This window comes from Streptomyces sp. Rer75 (assembly GCF_013414305.1).
Lineage (GTDB): Bacteria > Actinomycetota > Actinomycetes > Streptomycetales > Streptomycetaceae > Streptomyces > Streptomyces himastatinicus.
The window spans coordinates 4,615,797-4,633,375 of record NZ_CP058693.1 but is presented as its reverse complement, the minus strand read 5'-3'; the positions used below and the strand labels follow the sequence as shown (position 1 = coordinate 4,633,375).

Sequence of the window (17,579 nt, the reverse complement as noted above, 5' to 3'; positions counted from 1 at the left end):
GCGGCGCCGCATTCCGGAAAACCCGGAGGCCCGCTTTTTGGCCCCCCGTCGCGGTCAAAAAGCGGGCTACCGGAATCTCCGGAATGCTGGTTGTTTTTAGCGTCCGGAGCGAGTCTTCAGGAATCCGAGGACACCGAAGATCAGAATCATCAGCGCACCGATCAGGGTGATGTAGATTCCGGGTCCGGGAGTGAGGTCGTACAGCTTCGCTGCCTGCTCGGCCGCCTTTTCTGCGACCTTCGCGGACACGCCTTCCTCATCCTGGAGCTTCTGGGCGAGCAGGCGCTCGGGGGACGCCATGTTGATGGCGAGGACGATCGCGGTGGCGAGCCCGGTGGCCGCGCCGATCAGGTAGACCACCCCCTTCTTGGTGGCCAGGGCGGCGAGCATGAGCACCGCTCCGACCAGGGCGATGATCAGCGTGATGATGCCGTCGCCGTCGATGCCCTTGACGCCCCCGTCGGCGCTGTCCGACGTGGACACCACCCAGTTCACACAGGAGCCGGCCAGTGCGATGACCGCACCGACGGCCCCGAGCACCGCGAACTTCTTCGGCGGTGCGGCCGCCGCGCCTCCGCCCGGGGTACCGGCGGAATGCATCGGCGGTGGCGCTGTTTGCGCATAAGAGGAATGGCTGTATTCGCTCATGGGTAGAGACCGTAGGCGTGGCCTTTCTGGAAAGCAATGCCCCCGCCCGCTATGCCGTCAATGCCCGATAAATTTCCGCAGCACATAATCCCCGGATGGATTCAAATAATCTGCGGGTTATTTAGGCGGCTCCGTCGCCACGAATGATTTACGTACGTTATCCGTTCGTAATTCAGAAGGGGCACGGACGGGGGCCGAGCCCCGCCGTTCAACCCGCCCCCGCGCGGCCGTAACACGCTGTCCGTGCCCCGCCGGGATGGCAGGCTTGGGCCCATGCGTCCGCTTCCGTACGTCCTCGGTGCCGCCGTGCTGGCGGCCCTGCCCGTCGCCCTCCCCGCTCCCGCGGCGGCCGACGACTCGTCCCCGTCCTCGTTCACGATCGAGGACCCCCGCATCACCGAGTCCAGCGGGCTCGCCGCGAGCCGGGCCCATCCCGGGGTCTACTGGACGCACAACGACAGCTCGGACGGGGCGTACGTCTACGCCGTCGACAGCAAGACCGGAAAGACGGTCGCCCGGGTCGAACTGCGCGGCATAGGGCGCCCCCGGGACGTGGAGGCGATCTCGATAGGCCCCGACGGCAATGTGTACGTCGGCGACATCGGCGACAACCTCGGCGGCACCTGGCCCCACGTATGGATCTACCGCTTCCCCGAGCCCAAGGTGCTGGGGAACACCACGGTCACCGCCACCCAGTTCACCGTGAAGTACCAGGGCGGGGCGCGCGACGCCGAGGCGATGATGGTCCACCCGAAGACCGGCCGGATCTACATCGCCAGCAAGAGCGACGACGACCCCGGGCTGTACGAGGCGCCCGCCACGCTCTCCGCCCAGGGCACCAATGTCTTCCGCCGGGTCGCCGACCTCGACATGGAGGTCACCGACGGCGCCTTCGCGCCGGACGGCAGCCGCCTGGTGCTCCGCGGCTACTTCGCGGCCTCCGAGTACCGCTGGCGGAACGGCAAGCCGCAGCTGCTGGACGACGAGCCGGGGCTGCCCCTCCAGCGCCAGGGCGAGTCGGTGACCTTCACCCCGGACGGCGGCACGCTCATGTACGGCACCGAGGGACCGGGCAGCAAGGTCACCGCGGTGGACCTCGGCGGGGAACTGCTGCCGGACGCGACCGCGAAGAAGCAGAAGAAGGACGGCGACTACTCCTCGCGCCCCGACGGCAAGCAGAGCGCCGACGAGGACGAGAAGAACCGCAACCTGCTGAAGGGCGCGCTCACCTTCGGCGCCGCGACGGTGCTGTTCCTGGGGCTGCGGCGGCTGGTCCGCCGCCGCCCGCGGTAGGCGCCCCCGTATGGGAAAGGGCCCGGGGCGAACGCCCCGGGCCCCTCCTCCGTCAGGCACGCCTCACAGGTGCTCGATCACGTAGTCCACGCAGGCGGTCAGCGCCTCGACGTCGGCCGGGTCGACGGCCGGGAACATCGCCACCCGCAGCTGGTTGCGGCCCAGCTTCCGGTACGGGTCGGTGTCCACGATCCCGTTGGCGCGCAGCACCTTGGCGATCGCGGCGGCGTCGATCTCGTCGTCGAAGTCGATCGTGCCGATGACCTGCGACCGCTTGGCCGGGTCGGTGACGAACGGGGTGGCGTGCTTGGACTCCTCGGCCCAGCCGTACAGCGTGCGCGAGGAGGTGGCGGTGCGCCGCACGGCCCAGTCCAGGCCGCCCTGCCCGTTGATCCACTCCAGCTGGTCGTTGAGCAGGAAGAGGGTCGCGAGGGCCGGGGTGTTGTACGTCTGGTTCTTCAGTGAGTTGTCGATCGCGGTCGGCAGCGAGAAGAACTCCGGGACGTGGCGGCCGGACCCGTGGATCCGGGCGGCGCGCTCCAGCGCGGCGGGGGAGAAGATGCCGATCCACAGTCCGCCGTCCGAGGCGAAGGACTTCTGCGGCGCGAAGTAGTAGACGTCCGTCTCGGCGATGTCCACGGGCAGACCGCCCGCGCCGGACGTGGCGTCGACCAGCACCAGCGACCCGTCGTCGGCCCCGGCGACCCGCTGGATGGGCATCGCGACACCGGTCGAGGTCTCGTTGTGGGTGAAGGCGTAGACGTCCGCACCGGCCTCGGCCCGCGGCTCCGGGTGGGTGCCGGGGTCGGAGGAGATGACGGTCGGCTCGTCCAGCCACGGCGCGAGCTTGGCCGCCTTCGCGAACTTCGACGAGAACTCGCCGAAGGACAGGTGCTGGGACTTGTTGTCGATCAGGCCGTGCGTCGCCACGTCCCAGAAGGCGGTGGAGCCGCCGTTGCCGAGGACGACCTCGTAGCCCTCGGGGAGCTGGAACAGTTCGCGCACGCCGTCGCGCACCTTGCCGACCAGGTTCTTGACCGGGGCCTGCCGGTGGGAGGTGCCCAGCAGGGAGCTGCCGGTCGCCGCGAGGGCGCTGAGCGCCTCGGTACGCACCTTGGAGGGGCCTGCGCCGAAGCGACCGTCGGCGGGCTTGATGTCTTCGGGAATCCGGATCTCAGCCACGCACGCAGCCTAATCCGTCCCAACCCGGCATTCAGCGGGGAGTCCATCGCTTGAGACGATCCGTCCACGGACGGGGACAGTGAGCGCGGCCATGTTGACACCGCGGCACCGGTGGGCCCCGTCCACAGTGATCCATGATCACGTCGTTCAAGCACAGTGTGAACATTCTCATCGGGACCCTCCCCGTGGACCATGGGGACATGGCAGAGCACGAGGCAGAGGCAGACGAACTGGAGCAGGCGCTGCGCCGAGCCGTCCGTGGGGACGTCTCCTTCGACGCGGCGAGCCGGGCCCTGATGACCATGGACGCGTCGAACTACCGGCGCGTGCCGACCGGTGTCGTCGCCCCGCGCGACGCGGACGACGTGGCGGCGGCGCTGGCCGTCTGCCGGGAGCACGGCGTGCCGGTGGTGGCGCGCGGCGCCGGTACGTCCATCGCCGGGCAGGCCACCGGGCTCGGCGTCGTCCTCGACTTCACCCGCCACATGCGGTTCATCCGGTCCTTGGACCCGGAGCAGCGCACCGCCGTCGTCCAGCCCGGCGTCATCCTCGACGAGCTGCGGACCGCCGCGGGCGCGCACGGCCTGACCTTCGGCCCCGACCCGTCCACCCACAGCCGCTGCACCCTCGGCGGCATGATCGGCAACAACTCGTGCGGCTCCCACTCGGTGGCCTGGGGCACCACCGCCGACAACGTCCACGCGCTGGACGTCCTGACGTACGGCGGGGAGCGGGTCCGCGCCGCCCAGGGGCTCGACGCGCTCCCCGCCCGGCTCCGCGACGGCATGCGCTCCCTCGCCGGTGACCACCTGGCGCTGCTGCGCACCGGCTTCCCCGAACTGCCCCGCCGCATCTCCGGCTACGCCCTGGACGAGCTGCTGCCCGAGAAGAACGCCGACGTGGCCCGCGCCCTCACCGGCAGCGAGGGCACGCTCGGCGTGCTCACCGAGGCGACCGTACGGCTCGTCGAAGCGCCCGCCGCCCGCGCGCTCGCCGTGCTCGGCTACCCCGACGAGTCCGCGGCGGCCGAGGCCGCGCACACCCTGCTGCCGTACGGGCCGCTCACCGTCGAGGGCATGGCCGCCGACCTGGTCGCGGGCGCGTCGGGGCTGCCCAAGGGCGGCGCCTGGCTGTTCGTGGAGGTCGGCGGCACCGGGCGCGAGGAGGCGTACGCCCGCGCGGAGGAGATAGCGCGCGCCGCCGCGCACGCCACCACCGACCACACCGTGGTCGCCGACCCGGCCGGGCAGCGCGCGCTGTGGCGGGTCCGCGAGGACGCCTCCGGCACCGCCACCCGGATGCCGGACGGCAGCGAGGCATGGCCCGGCTGGGAGGACTGCGCGGTGCCGCCCGCCCGTCTCGGGCCGTATCTGCGTGACTTCCGCGCCCTGATGGCCCAGCACGGGCTGCGCGGCACCCCGTACGGGCACTTCGGCGACGGCTGCATCCACGTCCGCATCGACTTCGACCTGATGCGCGAGGCCGGGGTGCGGGTCTTCCGCGACTTCTCCACCGACCTCGCCGACCTCGTCGTCACCCACGGAGGCTCGCTCTCCGGCGAACACGGCGACGGCCTGGCCCGCGCCGAACTGCTGCCCCGCATGTACGGGGACGAGATGGTCGGGCTCTTCCACCGCTTCAAGGACCTGTGGGACCCGGCAAACGGCCTCAACCCCGGCGTCCTCGCCCGCCCCCGCCGCCTCGACCAGGACCTCCGCTTCGACGTCCTCCCGCGGCGCCCCGTCGACGTCGAGTTCGGCTACCCGCACGACGGCGGCGACTTCTCGGCCGCCGTACGGCGCTGCGTCGGCGTCGCCAAGTGCCGCAACGAATCGGTATCCGGCGCGAGCGTGATGTGCCCCTCGTACCGCGCCACCGGCGAGGAGCAGCACTCCACCCGCGGCCGCGCCCGGCTGCTCCACGAGATGCTCGCGGGCGAGGTGGTGCGCGACGGCTGGCGCTCGGAGGAGGTACGGGACGCGCTCGACCTGTGCCTGTCCTGCAAGGGCTGCCGCAGCGACTGCCCGGTCGGGGTGGACATGGCCACGTACAAGGCCGAGTTCCTGCACCACCACTACGAGGGCCGGATGCGCCCGGCCGGCCACTACTCGATGGGCTGGCTCCCCGTATGGCTCCGCGCGGCGGCCTCCCTACGGGCAGCACCGGTGGCCAACGCGGCATCAGGGGTCGGCTTTCTGTCCTCCCTGGCGAAGCGGATGGGCGGCATCGCCCCGGAACGCGACATCCCCGAGCTGGCCCGCGAACCCTTCACCCGCTGGTGGCGCGGCCACGCCCGTACGGTGGCCGACTCCCCGGACGCGGCCCGGACCGTCGTTCTCTGGCCCGACACCTTCACCAACTACCTGTCCCCCTCGGTAGGCCAGGCCGCGGTGCGCGTACTCGAATCGGCGGGCCTCCGCGTCGTCGTACCCCCCAAACCCGTCTGCTGCGGCCTGACCTGGGTCTCGACCGGCCAGCTGGACCGCGCCCGTACGGTCATGCGGCGCACCCTCGACGTCATGGCCCCGGCCCTGGACGCCGGGCTGCCCGTCGTCGGCCTCGAACCCAGCTGCACGGCCGCCCTCCGCACCGACCTCCCCGAACTCCTCGGCTCCGACGACCCCCGCGCCGCCCGCCTCGCCTCGTCCGTGCAGACCTTCGCCCAGGCCCTGGAGACCCACGCCCCGGACTGGCAGCCCCCGAAGGTCGACCGCCCGGTCGTCGGCCAGACCCACTGCCACCAGCACGCCGTCCTCGGCGACGCCGCCGATCGCCGCCTCCGCGAACGCGCGGGCCTCACCGGCGAGCTGAGCGGCGGCTGCTGCGGCCTCGCGGGCAACTTCGGCTTCGAGGCGGGCCATTACGACGTCTCCGTGGCCTGCGCCGAAGACCAGCTGCTGCCGTCCGTACGCACCGCGGACGAGAACGCCGAAGTCCTCGCCGACGGCTTCTCCTGCCGCACCCAACTCGACCACCTCACCGACCGCCCGTCCCGCCACCTCGCCGAACTCCTGGCGGACCGGCTGCCCTGACCCACGAGCCGCGCGCTGCGGCGGTGGAGCCGCCCGAGGTGGCTCCACCGCCGCAGAGGGGGCAGACGTTTACTGGTGGGCGCTGATCACGCCGCCGGAGCTGAGCACGATGGAGCTGCCGTTGGCGTCGAGACCGGCGTCCTTCTCGTTGGCCTCGATCGTGGCGGCCTTGCCCTCGTGGCCGGAGATCTCCGCACGGTAATGGAGTTCGCCGATCTTCGTGACCTTGGCCGTCCAACCGCCTGCGATCTTGAACGTGCCCGGTCCCTGGTGTTCGCCGCCCATCCAGGAGCGGACCTCGCCGCCCGCCGTGAGCACGACGTACATGCCGTTGGCGTCGAGCCCGGCATCGCCCTCCTTCGCCTCCAGCGTGGCCAGGTCGTCACCATCGTTGACGATCTTGAGGCGGTAGTGCTGCTCGCCGAGCTCGTAGATCTCGGCCGTGCTGCCGTCCACCAGCTTCTGGGTGCGGGACGGCGATGCCGCCTTGCCCGCGGCGCCCGCCTTGTTGTCGACCGTGGCGTCGGAGCCCTGCGCCCCGGCGGAGGAGGACTCGGCGGCGGCCGCGGGCTTCGGGCCGGCGGTGTCCGAGCCGGAGCAGGCGGTCAGGCTGAGACCGGCGGCGGCGATCAGGGCCGCGGCGGCAACGCGCAGGGTGCGGCGGCGAGCGGTGCGGACAGTGGTGGTGGAGCTCATTGCGGGTCCCCCCGGGGCAGTCGGTGTCGTTGTCTCCTCGGTACGACAACCACTCTGGTCGGGGCCGCTACCGCAGGACTGCCGTCCCGCTAACCATCGGCTAACGCGGGTGTGGGCAGGCCCATGCCGTGGTCGCCGCCTCCGGTTCGTCAAAAATCATGCAAGCACGCTTGATTGTTTTGTGCCGCGCTGCCACGCTCACTCCCAACGCCCCGCACACCCCCGCACACCGCACGGCGAACGGGAGTCCCGCGTGTCCGATACGGAAGCCCTGCTCGGCGATCTGCGCGCCGAGAGCGAGGAGTTGGACGGTCTGGTGGCCGGGCTCGGGGACGCGGCGTGGGCCGCGCCGACGCCCGCGGTCGGGTGGAGCATCGCGCACCAGATCGCCCACCTCGCCTGGACCGACGCGCGGGCGGTGCAGGCGGCCGAGGATCCGGAGGGGTTCGCCGACGAGGTGCGGAAGGCCTTTGCCGCGCCGGAGCGGTTCGTGGACGAGGGCGCGGAGCGCGGCGCGGCCGATCCGCCCGCCGTGCTGCTGGGACGGTGGCGGGAAGGGCGGGAGCGGCTGGCGCGGGTGCTCGCCGCGCAGCCGTCCGGGGCCCGGCTGCCGTGGTACGGGCCGCCGATGAGTGTCATGTCGATGGTGACGGCGCGGCTGATGGAGACCTGGGCGCACGGCCAGGACGTGGCCGACGCGCTGGGCGTGCGCCGTACGCCCACCGCCCGGCTGCGGCACGTGGCCCGCATCGGCGTACGGGCCCGGGGTTACGCGTACGCGGCGCGCGGCCTGGAGCCGCCCGCCGAGGAGTTCCGCGTCGAACTCACGGCGCCGGGTGGCGAGTTGTGGACGTACGGCCCCGAGAACGCGTCCCAGCGCGTCACGGGCCCCGCGCTCGACTTCTGCCTGCTGGTGACCCAGCGCGTGCACCGCGACGACGTGGCCGTACGGGCCGAGGGCCCCGACGCGGACCACTGGCTGGACATCGCCCAGGCCTTCGCGGGCCCGCCGGGGCGAGGGCGGCGGCCGGGCGGGGGTGCGGCGTGACCACGACGGAACCCCTCCGCATCGGCAATGCCTCCGGCTTCTACGGGGACCGCTTCGACGCGCTGCGCGAGATGCTGACCGATGGGCCGCTCGACGTGCTGACCGGGGACTATCTCGCCGAGCTGACCATGTTGATCCTCGGGCGGGACCGGGCCAAGGACCCCTCCCGCGGCTATGCCACCACCTTCCTCCGCCAGCTGGAGGACACCCTCGGGCTCGCCGTCGAGCGGGGGGTGCGGATCGTCGCCAACGCGGGTGGGCTGAATCCGGCCGGGTTGGCCGACGCCATCCGGGGGCTCGCGGAGCGGCTCGGGGTCGGGTGCCGGGTCGCGCACGTGGAGGGGGACGATCTGCTCGGGGCGCGTGATTGGGGGCCCGGGGTGGTCAGCGCCAACGCCTACCTCGGGGGCGGCGGAATCGCCGCGTGTCTGCTCGGCGGGGCGGACGTCGTGGTCACGGGGCGGGTCACCGACGCCGCGCTCGTCACCGGGCCCGCCGCCGCGCACTTCGGGTGGGCGGCGGATGACTGGGACGCGCTGGCCGGGGCCGTGATCGCCGGGCATGTGCTGGAGTGCGGGACGCAGGCGACCGGCGGCAACTACGCGTTCTTCACGGAGATCGAGGACCTGCGCCGCCCCGGTTTCCCGCTCGCCGAGATCCACCCGGACGGGTCGGCCGTCATCACCAAGCACCCGGGCACCGGCGGTGCCGTCACCGTCGGCACCGTCACGGCCCAGCTGCTGTACGAGACGGCGGGTGCCCGCTACCCCGGGCCGGACGTGACGGCCCGCCTGGACTCCGTACGGCTCACCCAGGACGGCCCCGACCGGGTGCGGATCCACGGCGTACGGGGGGAGGCGCCGCCGCCGACCGTCAAGGCCGGGCTGACCCGGCTCGGCGGGCACCGCAACGAGGTGGTGTTCGTGCTCACCGGCCTCGACATCGAGGCCAAGGCCGCCCTCGTACGGGACCAGATGGAGGCGGCCCTCGCCGAGCGCCGCCCCGCCGAGGTGCGGTGGGCTCTGGCCCGCACCGACCACGCCGACGCGGATGTGCAGGAGGAGGCGAGCGCGCTGCTGCGGCTCGTCGTCCGGGACCGCGACCCCGACACCGTGGGGCGGGCGGTCAGCGGTGCGGCCGTGGAGCTGGCCCTCGCCAGCCTGCCCGGGTTCCATGTCACCGCCCCGCCCGGCAAGGCCGCCCCGTACGGGGTGTTCGAGGCGGCGTACGTCCCGCAGGACGCGGTCCCGCACATCGCCGTCCTGCCCGACGGCACCCGGACCGCGGTCCCCCCGGCCCCGCACGCCCGCCCCCTCACGCCCGTCGACGAGCCCCCGCTGCCGCAGCCGCTCAACGGCCCCACCCGCCGCGCGCCGCTCGGCGCGGTCGCCGGGGCGCGCAGCGGCGACAAGGGCGGCAGCGCCAACATCGGCGTGTGGGTGCGCAGCGACGACGCCTGGCGCTGGCTGGTCCACACCCTCACCGTCGACCGGCTCCGCGAACTCCTCCCGGAGACAGCCGATCTGCCGGTCACCCGCCACCAACTCCCGCATCTGCGCGCCCTGAACTTCACCGTCGACGGCCTGCTCGGCGAGGGCGTCGCGGCGCAGGCCCGCTTCGACCCGCAGGCCAAGGCGGTCGGCGAATGGCTGCGCTCGCGCCACCTCGACATACCGGAGGTACTGCTGTGACCGTGCTCGCGTCCGCGCTCGACCCCGCAGGCGCCGATTACACGGCCCACCGCGAGGCGATGCTCGCCAAGCTGACCGAACTGGAGGCGGAACACGCCAAGGCGCTCGCGGGCGGCGGCGAGAAGTACGTCGAGCGCCACCGCAAGCGCGGCAAGCTGCTGGTCCGGGAGCGCATCGAACTCCTCCTGGACCCCGATACGCCCTTCCTGGAGCTGTCCCCGCTCGCCGCCTGGGGCAGCGACTACCCGGTCGGCGCCTCCGTCGTCACCGGCATCGGCGTGATCTCCGGCGTCGAGTGCCTGATCAGCGCCAACGACCCCACCGTGCGGGGAGGCGCCAGCAATCCCTGGACGCTGAAGAAGATCCTGCGCGCCCATGAGATCGCCCGCGTCAACCGGCTCCCCGTCGTCAGCCTCGTCGAGTCCGGCGGCGCCGATCTCCCCTCCCAGAAGGAGATCTTCATCCCGGGCGGCGCCCTCTTCCGGGACCTCACCCGGCTGTCGGCCGACGGAATCCCCACCGTCGCCGTGGTCTTCGGCAACTCCACCGCCGGAGGCGCGTACATCCCGGGCATGTCCGACCACGTGATCATGGTCAAGGAGCGGTCCAAGGTCTTCCTGGGCGGCCCGCCGCTGGTCAAGATGGCCACCGGCGAGGAGAGCGACGACGAATCCCTCGGCGGCGCCGACATGCACGCCCGCACCTCCGGGCTCGCGGACTACTTCGCCACCGACGAGCCCGACGCCCTCCACCAGGCGCGCCGCGTCGTCGCACGCCTGAACTGGCGCAAGGCCCACCCCGATCCGGGCCCGGCGGAGCCGCCGAAGTACGACGCCGACGAGCTGCTGGGCATCGTCCCCGGCGACCTCAAGGTCCCCTTCGACCCCCGCGAGGTCATCGCCCGCATCGTCGACGGCTCCGACTTCGACGAGTTCAAGCCGCTCTACGGGGCGAGTCTCGCCACCGGCTGGGCCACCCTCCACGGCTATCCGGTGGGCATCCTGGCCAACGCCCAGGGGGTGCTGTTCAGCGAGGAGTCCCAGAAGGCCGCGCAGTTCATCCAGCTCGCCAACCAGCGCGACATCCCCCTCCTCTTCCTCCACAACACCACCGGTTACATGGTCGGCCGCGCCTACGAACAGGGCGGGATCATCAAGCACGGCGCGATGATGATCAACGCGGTCTCCAACTCGCGCGTCCCCCACCTCTCCGTCCTCATCGGCGCCTCCTACGGCGCCGGCCACTACGGCATGTGCGGCCGCGCGTACGACCCGCGCTTCCTCTTCGCCTGGCCCAGCGCCAAGTCCGCCGTCATGGGCCCCCAGCAGCTCGCCGGAGTGCTGTCGATCGTCGCCCGCCAGTCCGCCGCCGCCAAGGGGCAGCCCTACGACGACGACGGTGACGCCGCCCTGCGCGCCATGGTCGAGCAGCAGATCGAGTCCGAGTCGCTGCCGCACTTCCTCTCCGGGCGGCTGTACGACGACGGCGTCATCGACCCGCGCGACACCCGCACCGTCCTCGGCCTCTGTCTCTCCGCCCTCCACACCGCGCCCGTCGAGGGGGCGCGCGGTGGCTTCGGCGTCTTCCGGATGTGAGGAAAAACCCCGCCGTGATGTCCGTGATCCGAACCCTCCTCATCGCCAACCGCGGCGAGATCGCCCGCCGCATCATCCGCAGCTGCCGCGAACTCGGCATCGCCACCGTCGCCGTCCACTCCGACGCGGACGCCGACGCCCCGCACGTCCGGGAGGCCGACACCGCCGTACGCCTGCCGGGCGACGCCCCCGCCGACACGTACCTCCGCGGCGACCTGCTGACCAAGGCCGCCCTGGCGGCGGGCGCCGACGCCGTCCACCCCGGCTACGGCTTCCTCTCCGAGGACGCCGCCTTCGCCCAAGCCGTGCGCGACGCGCGGCTGTTGTGGGTCGGGCCGCCGCCCGCGGCGATGCAGGCGATGGCCTCCAAGACGCGCGCCAAACGGCTCCTGCGCGACGCGGGCGTCCCCCTCCTCGACTCCCTCGACCCCGACCGGGTCGCCGCCGACGACCTGCCGGTCCTCATCAAGGCCGCGGCGGGCGGCGGCGGCCGCGGCATGCGCGTCGTCCGCGACACGGCCGCGCTGCCCGCCGAGCTGACCTCCGCCCGTGCGGAGGCGGCGTCCGCCTTCGGGGACGGCGAGGTGTTCGTCGAGCCGTACGTCGAGGGCGCCCGCCACGTCGAGGTCCAGGTGCTGGCCGACACCCACGGCACCGTGTGGTCGCTCGGCACCCGCGACTGCTCCCTCCAGCGCCGCCACCAGAAGGTCATCGAAGAGGCCCCGGCCCCGGGCCTCGGCGACGAACTGCGCCGTCTGCTGGAGGAGTCGGCGGTGAACGCCGCCCGGGCCATCGGGTACGAGGGCGCGGGCACCGTCGAGTTCCTGGTCTCGTCGGCGGGCCGGGCGTACTTCCTGGAGATGAACACCCGCCTCCAGGTCGAGCACCCGGTGACGGAGGAGGTGTACGGGCTGGACCTGGTGGCCCTCCAACTGCGGGTGGCCGAGGGGCAGCCCCTGGCCCCCGAGCCCCCGTCCCCGCGCGGCCACGCGGTCGAGGCACGGCTGTACGCGGAGGACCCGGGGCGGGGATGGCAGCCGCAGGCGGGCGTGATGCGGCGACTCGACATCACCGTCACGGGACTGCGCGTGGACTCCGGCATCGCGGACGGGGACGTGATCGGCGTCCACTACGACCCCCTGCTGGCCAAGGTCATCGCCTGGGCGCCCACCCGCGCCGAGGCGCTGCGGCGGCTGGCCCACGGGCTGGAGCACGCCCGGATCCACGGCCCGGTCACCAACCGCGAGCTGCTGGTACGAGCCCTGCGGCACCCGGAGTTCGAGGCCGGGCGCATGGACACCGGCTTCCTCGAACGTCACCTCGACGCACTCACCAAGGACACCGGGGAGGGCATCGCACTGGCCGCCCTCGCCGCCGCGCTGGCCGACGCATCGGATGGGCCGGCGACCGTCGCGGGGCGCCTCGGCGGTTGGCGGAACGTACCGTCCCAGCCGCAGATCAAGACGTACCGCGCACCGGACGGCACCGAGCACGAGGTCCGCTACCGGCTCACCCGCGACGGCCTCGTCACGGAGGACTTCCCGGACCTCCGGCTGCTCCGGGCGACCCCGCACCACGTCGTCCTCGAAGCCGACGGCATCAGGCGGAAGTTCGACGTTTCACGCCACGACGACCGCATATATATCGATGCGCCCCCCGGATCGCACACCCTCACCCCCCTGTCCCGCTTCCCCGACCCCACCGCCCGCACCGCGCCGGGCTCCCTGCTGGCCCCCATGCCCGGCACGGTGGTGCGGATCGCCGACGTCGCCGTGGGCGACCCCGTGCGGGCGGGCCAGCCGCTGCTGTGGCTGGAGGCGATGAAGATGGAGCACCGCGTGACGGCCCCCACCGCCGGGGTGCTCACCGCGCTGCACGCCGCCGAGGGCCGTCAGGTCGAGGTCGGCGCACTGCTCGCGGTCGTCACGGCCCACGACGAGGCAGCCGCCCACGACGAGGCAGCCGCCCACGACGAGGCAGCCGCCCACGACGAGGCAGCCACCGAAGCCGAGGCAGCCGCCCACGACGAAGCAGCCACCAAAGCCGAGGCAGCCGCCCACGACGAAGCAGCCACCAAAGCCGAGGCAGCCACCCCACGCCAGGCATCCACCCAGGACGACGGACGGAGCCGCTCATGAGCCAGGCCCAGGCGCACACGCCCATCGACACCCCGGAGCAGGCCGACCTCCGCACCGCGGTCGCGTCCTTCGGCAGGGACAACCACGACACCGCCACCCGCGACCTCTGGGCCAAGGCGGGCAAGCTCGGCTACCTCGGCGTCAACCTCCCCGAGGCGTACGGCGGCGGAGGGGGCGGCATAGCCGAGCTGTCCATCGTGCTCGAAGAGCTGGGCGCGGCGGGCTGTCCGCTGCTGATGCTCGTCGTGTCGCCCGCGATCTGCGGCACGGTGATCGCCCGGTACGGCACGGACGCGCAGAAGTCCCGCTGGCTGCCGGGGCTGGCGGACGGCAGCGTGACGATGGCGTTCGGCATCACGGAGCCGGACGCCGGATCGAACTCGCACCGGATCACCACCACCGCCCGCCGCGACGGGACCGACTGGGTGCTCACCGGCCGTAAGGTCTTCATCTCCGGCGTGGACATCGCCGACGCGACCCTGATCGTGGGCCGCACGGAGGACGCGCGGACCGGGAAGCTCAAGCCCTGCCTGTTCATCGTCCCGGGCGGCACCCCCGGCTTCTCGTACCACCACATCCCCATGGAAGTGGCCGCGAACGAGAAGCAGTTCGAGGTCGTCATGGACGATGTGCGGCTCCCGGCGGACGCGCTGGTGGGGGACGAGGACGCGGGTCTTGCGCAGCTGTTCGCGGGGCTCAACCCGGAGCGGATCATGACGGCGGCGTTCGCCCTCGGGATGGGCCGTCACGCGCTGGCGAAGGCGGTGGACTACGCGCGGACCCGCCAGGTGTGGAAGGAGCCGATCGGCGCGCACCAGGCGATCGCGCACCCGCTCGCCCAGGCGCACATCGAGGTGGAGCTGGCCCGGCTGATGATGGCGAAGGCGGCGTATCTGTACGACGCGGGGGAGGACGCGGCCGCGGGGGAGGCGGCCAACATGGCGAAGTACGCGGCCGGGGAGGCGGCCGTGAAGGCGGTGGACCAGGCGGTGCACACGCTGGGCGGGAACGGCCTGACGGAGGAGTACGGGCTGGCGAAGCTGATCACGGCGGCGCGGGTGGCGCGGATCGCGCCGGTCAGCCGGGAGATGATCCTCAACTTTGTCTCGCATCAGACGCTGGGGCTGCCGAAGTCGTACTGACGGTCGTACCGACGCGACGAGCGGGGCAGAACGGACGGGAAGGCAACTGGCAGGCACAGTGACCCGAGGGGAGCGGCCATGGTGCTGCGCAGCGAGTTTCCCGATGTCCCGCCCGTCGATCTGCCCATTCACGACGCGGTGCTGGGCCGCGCGGCGAAGGAGTTCGGGGACCGTACGGCGCTGATCGACGGGGTGACGGGGGAGAGCGTCGGCTACGCGGCGCTGGACCACGCCTCGCGCCGGATCGCCGCGGAACTGGCGGCGGCGGGGGTGCACAAGGGGGAGGTGGTGGCGCTGCACAGCCCCAACTCGCTGATGTATCCGATGGCGTTCTACGGGGTGACGCGCACGGGCGCGGCGGTCACCACGGTGCATCCCCTGTCGACGGCGGAGGAGTTCGCCCAGCAGCTGCGGGATGCGGCGGCGACGTGGATCGTGACGGTGTCGCCGCTGCTGGGGGTGGCGCGGCAGGCGGCGGAGCAGGCGGGCGGGGTGCGGGAGATCTTCGTGTGCGACGAGGCGGGCGGGCACCGTTCGCTGCGCGACATGGTGGCGGGCACGGCGCCGGAGCCGGTGGTGGAGATCGACCCGGCGGAGGACGTGGCGGTGCTGCCGTACTCGTCGGGGACGACGGGCAGCCCGAAGGGCGTGATGCTGACGCACCGCAGCGTGGCGACCAACCTGGCGCAGGTGGAGGCGCTGGTGCCGACGCGGCCGGGCGAGCGGGTGCTCGCGGTGCTGCCGTTCTTCCACGTGTACGGCCTGACGGCGCTGATGAACGCCCCGCTGCGGGCCGGGAGCACGGTGATCGTGCTGCCGCGCTTCGACCTGGACCAGTTCCTGACGGCGATCGAGCGGTACGAGGCGCAGGCGCTGTACGTGGCGCCGCCGATCGTGCTGGCGCTCGCCAAGCATCCGGCGGTGGCGGAGCACGACCTGTCGTCGGTGCGGTACGTGCTGAGCGCGGCCGCGCCGCTGGACGCGCGGCTGGCGGAGGCGTGCGCGCGGCGGCTGGGCGTGCCGCCGCTGCTCCAGGCGTTCGGGATGACGGAGCTGTCCCCGGGCTGCCATCTGGTGCCCCGGGCGGCGGAGGGCGTTCCGCCGGGGACGGTGGGGAAGCTGCTGCCGAGCACCGAGATGCGCATCGTGGGTATGGAGGGCGGTCCACAGGACGGCCGGGACGTGGGGGAGGGCGAGGACGGGGAGATCCTGATCCGGGGCCCGCAGGTGATGAAGGGCTATCTGGGGCGGCCCGACGACACGGCGGCCATGGTCGACGCGGACGGCTGGCTGCACACGGGCGACATCGGCCATGTGGACGCGGACGGCTGGCTGTTCGTGGTGGACCGGCTGAAGGAGCTGATCAAGTACAAGGGCTACCAGGTCGCCCCGGCCGATCTGGAGGCCGTGCTGATCGCGCACGAGGCCGTCGCCGACGTCGCCGTGATCGGCGTGGCGGACGGGGACGGCAACGAGGTCCCGAAGGCGTACGTGGTGCGCGGGCCGGGTGCCCGGATCTCCGAGCAGGAGCTGATCGCGTACGTTGCCGGGCAGGTGGCCCCGTACAAGAAGGTGCGCCGCGTGGAGTTCACGGAGAGCGTGCCGCGCTCGGCCGCCGGGAAGATCCTGCGCCGCGAACTGCGCGCCAGGGAGAGGAGTTCGACCACCCCATGACAGACACCCACGGCGACGCGGCTTTGGTGCGCTCGTCCGACGACCACGGCATCAGGACGCTCACGCTGGATTCGCCGCACAACCGCAACGCGCTCTCCGCCCGCCTGGTCGCCGAGCTGCGGGCCGGGCTGGCGGCGGCCGAGGCGGACCCGGAGGTCCGGGCGGTGCTGCTCGCGCACACCGGCAACACGTTCTGCGCGGGCGCGGATCTGCGCGAACCCCCGGCCGTGTCGGGCGCGCAGGGGCTGGTCGCGCTGTTGCGCGCCCTCGTGGAGCTGCCCAAGCCGGTGGTCGCGCGGGTCACCGGGCATGTGCGGGCCGGTGGGCTGGGGCTGCTCGGGGCGTGCGACATCTCGGCGGCGGGGCGGGGCGCGAGCTTCGCGTTCACCGAGGCGCGGCTCGGGCTGGCCCCGGCGGTCATATCGATGCCGCTGCTGCCCCGCCTGGACGCCCGCGCGGCGGCCCGGTACTACCTCACGGGGGAACGGTTCGACGCCGCCGAGGCGGCCCGGATCGGCCTGGTGACGGTGGCGGACCCGGAGGGCGACGCGGACGGGGTGCTCGCGCCCGTACTGGACGGGCTGCGCCGCGGCTCCCCGCAGGGCCTGGCGGAGTCCAAGCGGCTGGTGACGGCCGAGGTGCGGCGGGCGTTCGACCGGGACGGGGAGGGGCTCGCGGAGCTGTCGGCGCGGCTGTTCGCGTCGGCGGAGGCGCGGGAGGGGATGACGGCGTTCCGGGAGCGGCGGGATCCGGCGTGGGTGACGGGGACGGACCAGTGAGCCCGGGTACGTCGCCGCGTACGCCCCCGCGCGACCCCAAGCAGGACCGCAGCCGCGCGACCCGGCAGCGGCTGCTGGAGGCCGCCGTGGCGTGCCTGGCCGAGCACGGCTGGGCGGGGTCGACGGTGTCGGTGGTCGCGGAGCGGGCCGGGGTGTCCCGGGGCGCGGCCCAGCACCACTTCCCGACCCGGGAGGACCTGTTCACGGCCGCGGTCGAGCAGGTCGCGGAGCAGCGTTCGGCGGAGCTGCGTGCCCTCGCCCCGGCGGGCGAGGGCACGGCCCGCACCCACGCGGTCGTCACCGAACTGGTCGACCTGTACACCGGCCCGCTGTTCCGGGCCGCGCTCCAGCTGTGGGTCGCGGCGTCGTACGAACCCCAGCTGGGCGCCCGGGTGACCGTCCTGGAGTCCCGCATCGGCCGCGAGACGCACCGCATGGCGGTGGAGCTGCTGGGCGCAGACGAGACGGCCCCGGGGGTGCGGGAGGCGGTGCAGGGGCTGCTCGACATGGCCCGCGGCCTGGGCCTGGCCAATCTGCTGACGGACGACAGCGCACGCCGGGAGCGGGTGGTGGCGCAGTGGGCGCGGATCCTGGACGAGGCGCTGGGCGCGGCCGACGGCTAGGGGGTTGGGGCGGGGAGCGCCCTCGCCCCGCTCGGCTC

Annotated in this window: 13 protein-coding genes; 10 read left to right on the top strand and 3 right to left on the bottom strand. The window is 73.0% G+C overall.

The genetic code is table 11. The features are described 5' to 3' along the window. Positions 1-96: 96 nt before the first annotated feature. A complete protein-coding gene (locus HYQ63_RS19420) occupies positions 97-600 on the bottom strand; it encodes a hypothetical protein (protein WP_257231952.1) in 504 nt (167 codons plus the stop codon). A gap of 321 nt (positions 601-921) precedes the next feature. On the opposite strand from HYQ63_RS19420, the gene HYQ63_RS19415 reads away from it, so the two are divergent. Continuing rightward, a complete protein-coding gene (locus HYQ63_RS19415; protein WP_179935101.1) occupies positions 922-1,941 on the top strand; it encodes a hypothetical protein in 1,020 nt (339 codons plus the stop codon). Between the two features lie 63 nt (positions 1,942-2,004). Here HYQ63_RS19415 and serC read toward each other — a convergent pair whose 3' ends face one another. Next, positions 2,005-3,123: a phosphoserine transaminase gene (serC, locus tag HYQ63_RS19410; protein WP_179935100.1), complete on the bottom strand. Its 1,119-nt coding sequence runs from the start codon at positions 3,121-3,123 to the stop codon at positions 2,005-2,007. 200 nt (positions 3,124-3,323) lie between these two features. On the opposite strand from serC, the gene HYQ63_RS19405 reads away from it, so the two are divergent. Then, positions 3,324-6,155: an FAD-binding and (Fe-S)-binding domain-containing protein gene (locus HYQ63_RS19405; RefSeq protein WP_179935099.1), complete on the top strand. Its 2,832-nt coding sequence runs from the start codon at positions 3,324-3,326 to the stop codon at positions 6,153-6,155. A 69-nt stretch (positions 6,156-6,224) separates the two neighbouring features. Here HYQ63_RS19405 and HYQ63_RS19400 read toward each other — a convergent pair whose 3' ends face one another. After that, the gene (locus HYQ63_RS19400; RefSeq protein ID WP_179935098.1) at positions 6,225-6,851 is read right to left on the bottom strand and encodes a hypothetical protein; all 627 of its coding nucleotides are present in this window, start codon (positions 6,849-6,851) and stop codon (positions 6,225-6,227) included. A 253-nt stretch (positions 6,852-7,104) separates the two neighbouring features. Between HYQ63_RS19400 and HYQ63_RS19395 the strand changes: the two genes are divergently transcribed. The 8 genes from HYQ63_RS19395 to HYQ63_RS19360 all read left to right on the top strand — a co-directional run bounded on the left by HYQ63_RS19395 (position 7,105) and on the right by HYQ63_RS19360 (position 17,541). Next, a complete protein-coding gene (locus HYQ63_RS19395; RefSeq protein ID WP_179935097.1) occupies positions 7,105-7,899 on the top strand; it encodes a TIGR03084 family metal-binding protein in 795 nt (264 codons plus the stop codon). Continuing rightward, on the top strand, positions 7,896-9,590 hold the full coding sequence (locus HYQ63_RS19390; RefSeq protein WP_179935096.1) for an acyclic terpene utilization AtuA family protein: 1,695 nt from the start codon (positions 7,896-7,898) through the stop codon (positions 9,588-9,590). Before HYQ63_RS19395 ends, HYQ63_RS19390 begins: the two co-directional genes overlap by 4 nt. Then, positions 9,587-11,185, top strand: a complete 1,599-nt coding sequence (locus HYQ63_RS19385; protein ID WP_179935095.1) for an acyl-CoA carboxylase subunit beta — start codon at positions 9,587-9,589, stop codon at positions 11,183-11,185. The genes HYQ63_RS19390 and HYQ63_RS19385 overlap by 4 nt, the downstream gene beginning before the upstream one ends. Before the next feature lie 17 nt (positions 11,186-11,202). Beyond that, on the top strand, positions 11,203-13,323 hold the full coding sequence (locus HYQ63_RS19380) for a biotin carboxylase N-terminal domain-containing protein (protein WP_257231951.1): 2,121 nt from the start codon (positions 11,203-11,205) through the stop codon (positions 13,321-13,323). After that, positions 13,320-14,465 (top strand): acyl-CoA dehydrogenase family protein, encoded by a 1,146-nt coding sequence (locus HYQ63_RS19375; protein WP_179935094.1) that lies wholly within the window; start codon positions 13,320-13,322, stop codon positions 14,463-14,465. Before HYQ63_RS19380 ends, HYQ63_RS19375 begins: the two co-directional genes overlap by 4 nt. A gap of 78 nt (positions 14,466-14,543) precedes the next feature. Continuing rightward, positions 14,544-16,139: an AMP-binding protein gene (locus tag HYQ63_RS19370; protein ID WP_179935093.1), complete on the top strand. Its 1,596-nt coding sequence runs from the start codon at positions 14,544-14,546 to the stop codon at positions 16,137-16,139. After that, positions 16,136-16,918 (top strand): enoyl-CoA hydratase family protein, encoded by a 783-nt coding sequence (locus HYQ63_RS19365; RefSeq protein ID WP_179935092.1) that lies wholly within the window; start codon positions 16,136-16,138, stop codon positions 16,916-16,918. The genes HYQ63_RS19370 and HYQ63_RS19365 overlap by 4 nt, the downstream gene beginning before the upstream one ends. After that, the gene (locus tag HYQ63_RS19360; RefSeq protein WP_179935091.1) at positions 16,915-17,541 is read left to right on the top strand and encodes a TetR/AcrR family transcriptional regulator; all 627 of its coding nucleotides are present in this window, start codon (positions 16,915-16,917) and stop codon (positions 17,539-17,541) included. Before HYQ63_RS19365 ends, HYQ63_RS19360 begins: the two co-directional genes overlap by 4 nt. Positions 17,542-17,579 lie beyond the last annotated feature (38 nt).

Excerpts from the sequence above, each read along its gene's own strand:
- HYQ63_RS19420 (WP_257231952.1), bottom strand. The coding sequence starts at position 600 with ATGCATTCCGCCGGTACCCCGGGCGGAGGCGCGGCGGCCGCACCGCCG.
- HYQ63_RS19415 (WP_179935101.1), top strand. The coding sequence starts at position 922 with ATGCGTCCGCTTCCGTACGTCCTCGGTGCCGCCGTGCTGGCGGCCCTG.
- HYQ63_RS19405 (WP_179935099.1), top strand. The coding sequence starts at position 3,324 with ATGGCAGAGCACGAGGCAGAGGCAGACGAACTGGAGCAGGCGCTGCGC.
- HYQ63_RS19400 (WP_179935098.1), bottom strand. The coding sequence starts at position 6,851 with ATGAGCTCCACCACCACTGTCCGCACCGCTCGCCGCCGCACCCTGCGC.
- HYQ63_RS19380 (WP_257231951.1), top strand. The coding sequence starts at position 11,203 with ATGTCCGTGATCCGAACCCTCCTCATCGCCAACCGCGGCGAGATCGCC.
- HYQ63_RS19375 (WP_179935094.1), top strand. The coding sequence starts at position 13,320 with ATGAGCCAGGCCCAGGCGCACACGCCCATCGACACCCCGGAGCAGGCC.
- HYQ63_RS19370 (WP_179935093.1), top strand. The coding sequence starts at position 14,544 with ATGGTGCTGCGCAGCGAGTTTCCCGATGTCCCGCCCGTCGATCTGCCC.
- HYQ63_RS19365 (WP_179935092.1), top strand. The coding sequence starts at position 16,136 with ATGACAGACACCCACGGCGACGCGGCTTTGGTGCGCTCGTCCGACGAC.